This window comes from Ferrovibrio xuzhouensis (assembly GCF_042648965.1).
GTDB lineage: Bacteria > Pseudomonadota > Alphaproteobacteria > Ferrovibrionales > Ferrovibrionaceae > Ferrovibrio > Ferrovibrio xuzhouensis.
The window spans coordinates 1-1173 of the sequence record NZ_JBHRYJ010000012.1; the positions used below are offsets into that span (position 1 = coordinate 1).

Below are 1173 nucleotides of genomic sequence, written 5' to 3' on the forward strand. Positions count from 1 at the left end.
ACGACGCCGGCACCGACGGTGCGGCCGCCTTCGCGGATCGCGAAACGCAGGCCTTCGTCCATGGCGATCGGCGCGATCAGCTCGACGTCCATCGCCACGTTGTCACCCGGCATCACCATCTCGACACCCTCAGGCAGCTGCACCACACCGGTCACGTCGGTGGTGCGGAAGTAGAACTGCGGGCGGTAGTTGGTGAAGAACGGCGTATGACGGCCACCCTCTTCCTTGGTCAGGATGTAGGCTTCCGCCTTGAACTTGGTGTGCGGCGTGATCGAACCCGGCTTGGCCAGAACCTGGCCGCGCTCGACGTCCTCGCGGCCGACACCGCGCAGCAGCGCGCCGATGTTGTCGCCCGCCTCGCCCGAGTCCAGCAGCTTGCGGAACATCTCGACGCCGGTCACCGTGGTCTTCACCGTCGCCTTCAGGCCGACGATCTCGACTTCCTCGCCGACCTTCACGACGCCGCGCTCGATACGGCCGGTCACCACGGTGCCGCGGCCCGAGATCGAGAACACGTCTTCCACCGGCATCAGGAACGGCTTGTCCTTGGGGCGCTCCGGCTGCGGGATGTAACGGTCCACTTCGGCCATCAGCTTCAGGATCGCGTCGTGGCCCAGCTCCTTGTTGCTGTCCTCGAGCGCCGCCAGCGCCGAACCGCGCACCACCGGGATGTCGTCGCCCGGGAAGTCGTACTTCGACAGCAGCTCGCGCACCTCGAGCTCGACCAGGTCGAGCAGCTCGGCGTCGTCAACCATGTCGCACTTGTTCAGGAACACCACCAGCGACGGAACCCCGACCTGGCGCGCCAGCAGGATGTGCTCGCGGGTCTGCGGCATCGGGCCGTCCGCCGCCGACACGACCAGGATCGCGCCGTCCATCTGCGCCGCACCGGTGATCATGTTCTTCACATAGTCGGCGTGGCCGGGGCAGTCGACGTGCGCATAGTGCCGGTTCGCCGTCTCGTACTCGACATGGCTCGTCGAAATCGTGATGCCGCGCGCCTTCTCTTCCGGCGCCTTGTCGATCTGGTCGTACGCCGTGAACGACGCCCCGCCCGTCTCCGCAAGCACCTTCGTGATCGCAGCCGTCAACGACGTCTTGCCATGGTCGACGTGACCAATCGTCCCAATGTTGCAATGCGGTTTGTTACGCTCAAACTTTGCCTTGGCCATC

The 1173-nt window shown here is 65.6% G+C and carries 1 protein-coding gene; it reads right to left on the minus strand.

Translation table 11 applies throughout. The features are described 5' to 3' along the window. Positions 1–1172 (minus strand): elongation factor Tu (tuf, locus tag ACFOOQ_RS23280; RefSeq protein ID WP_379730133.1); only part of this gene is annotated, 1172 nt, incomplete at its 3' end. Position 1173: the final 1 nt, after the last annotated feature.